The sequence below is a fragment of the Bacillus xiamenensis genome (genome assembly GCF_000300535.1).
Classification (GTDB): Bacteria; Bacillota; Bacilli; order Bacillales; family Bacillaceae; genus Bacillus; species Bacillus xiamenensis.
Genome location: NZ_AMSH01000110.1, coordinates 1 through 2,306 on the forward strand (window position 1 = coordinate 1; position 2,306 = coordinate 2,306).

4 protein-coding genes are annotated in these 2,306 nt (G+C 32.9%); 1 reads left to right on the forward strand and 3 read right to left on the reverse strand.

What is annotated here, in order from left to right:
* Positions 1 to 217: 217 nt before the first annotated feature.
* The 3 genes from BA1_RS19620 to BA1_RS18115 all read right to left on the reverse strand — a co-directional run bounded on the left by BA1_RS19620 (position 218) and on the right by BA1_RS18115 (position 1,971).
* Entirely contained in the window at positions 218 to 550 is a 333-nt protein-coding gene (locus BA1_RS19620) for a hypothetical protein (RefSeq protein WP_237739247.1), read from the reverse strand.
* A gap of 56 nt (positions 551 to 606) precedes the next feature.
* Positions 607 to 1,344, reverse strand: a complete 738-nt coding sequence (locus BA1_RS18110) for a response regulator aspartate phosphatase (protein WP_232532109.1) — start codon at positions 1,342 to 1,344, stop codon at positions 607 to 609.
* Between the two features lie 126 nt (positions 1,345 to 1,470).
* Complete coding sequence (locus tag BA1_RS18115; RefSeq protein WP_008362223.1) at positions 1,471 to 1,971, reverse strand: hypothetical protein; 501 nt, start codon at positions 1,969 to 1,971, stop codon at positions 1,471 to 1,473.
* An 83-nt stretch (positions 1,972 to 2,054) separates the two neighbouring features.
* Here BA1_RS18115 and BA1_RS18120 point away from each other — a divergent pair, with 83 nt between their 5' ends.
* Positions 2,055 to 2,267, forward strand: coding sequence for a hypothetical protein (locus BA1_RS18120; RefSeq protein ID WP_008362225.1), 213 nt, complete (start codon positions 2,055 to 2,057; stop codon positions 2,265 to 2,267).
* The last annotated feature ends 39 nt before the right edge of the window (positions 2,268 to 2,306 follow it).

Below are 2,306 nucleotides of genomic sequence, written 5' to 3' on the forward strand. Positions count from 1 at the left end.
CTAACTTAAAAATTATCATTCTGCTTTCTTCGGTTAAATCATCCGGCAATCTAATAAAAAAGATATTCAAATAAAAAAAGCCCCCTTAAAAGGGCTTTTTAAATTGTAATTGCCTTTTCTGTTACATGATAAGTGTTAGAAGTAATGATTTTATCAAGTGACCAACCGGCAGCGAATAACACAGAAAAAATTGTTAAACTGATAAATAACTTTTTCATCATAACGCCTCCGCCATTTTTAGTATTTGTTGATGAGCTTTAATGGTCTTTTTTAGATATTCTCTATTCAATTCAAAATTCCCTTTTTGATAATGATAATCTGCAAGTTTTTCTGATAACTCTGCTACATCTTGCCATAAACTTTTGCCTTCTAAATAACTGAGGCTTTCGTTTACCTCCGATTCATTATATTCTTCAAAAAGCGCATAAATGATTTTTAATTTAGCTATATATTCTTGATCGTCTGCAAAGTTAGCTCTATTTAAGCCGATGGTGAAATATTGGTTTCCTCTATCTTTTTTATCTTGTTCGTAGAATACCCAGGACAACATATAAAGTGTTCTAATTCCTGAAATCGTTTCGGCATGTTCTTTTATTTGAATTGAATTTAGAAATTCATTTTCTGCGGTTTCAATTTCTCCGGCTCTTTTTTGACTAAACCTAAATTATGATGTATTACACCAATAATTCGTTGGGCTGTTTCCTCATTAAGCTCTTGAGCCAAGCTTAAGGCCTCCCTATAATAAAATTCGGCTTCATCTAAACGGTATAAGTCGTACATATTCGCTCCATATTTGATATTACAACCTACTACTTTTGCTTTGTAAAACTCGCTTGTTGAATACATTTCTTTTGCTTTTTCCAAATGATTTAATGAAACGAAATGTTGATCAATGCGATAATATGCATCAGCTAATTTATAATGGAATTCGTCTCTTTCTATATCATCGGGAACATTCTTTAAATGTTCTTCAGCAGCCTTATAAAAATTTATAGCAGCAACATAATTTTTGTGATGGAATTCGTGCATACCTCTAAAGAAGTTTGAATAGTAGTCAAGCGTTCCTTTGACGTGGGGTTGTTTGTTCTCTATTTCTTTGAGTAAATTGGGTAAAGTGGGGCGTTGCTGATTCATTTCAATAGGCTCAAGACTCTCAAGCATGAGTCTATGCCTAAACTCCATTAATTGATAATATAGCAGTAAATCTTGATCCTCTTCCATGTTCTCTATTTCTCTTTCAACCTGTTCTTTTAAAATCTCTGCATCCGGCACGCTGAATGTCCTTATAAATCTATACCAGTCATTTATCAAGATACCAACTTGAGAAGAAAGAACTTTCTCCACTCCTATCATCCCCTTCCTTTTCATCCCTTATAATTACATAATTATCATTTTCTGAATAATTCAACACCGAAAAGAAATCGCAAAAAGAACAAAAAAATAGCCCCTCCAACCGGAAGGGCTTTTCATTTAGAACAAGAAAAAGTTTATTGCATAGTAGACACCATCAGCAATCACTTGCGCTGATCCTCCACCAATTTTCGGTTTTAAAGCAGCATACAGCTTTTTCTTTATGATGTTTGCAGTAACATCAGGTATATTTGCGAATTCTTCAATTTTTTTAGCTATGAAATTAGAATTCTCTTTAAATGCTTTAGCAGCTTGTTTGTCAGCCTTTTTTAAAACAAGACCTGCTGCTTTACCGCCATACCTTACACCTTCTGCTACTATTTCAGCAGCTAACTTTACTAGGTATCCTCTAAAGCCTTGAGTTTGGATGACAGGATCTTGTATTTCTGTTTCATCTGCTAGACTCTTTAACGACTGTATTTTCACTTGAATCTGTTGTGATGCCATAGTCTCATTATCATTAATAGGAGTTGCGGCTCTTGATACAGTCGGTAACAATGTTGATACTAATAGTAAAGTTGTTAACGAAACAATAAGTAATTTAGATACAAATTTATTCATTTTACCATCACCCTTCTAGAATGGTATTATATACTAAATTTATAAATATTTGTATATTAAATTCAATGAAAAGGATGATTGTCATGAGAAAAATCTATAATTATATGGATAAGGAACAGAAGCAACATGCAATAAAGTTGCTGCATGAAGATATAAAAGAATTGAAAAAGGAACAATCACAAGAAGAAGAAAAAGGGTATCCTGGTGTAATTAAAGCAGCTATTGAAGAAACAATTGAGAGATACAAAAAAGATATAGAATTTCTTGAAAATGACTTAAAAAATGAGCAGGCATAACGCCTGCCCAGATTGTAGAGAAACTCATGTTTTTCTACA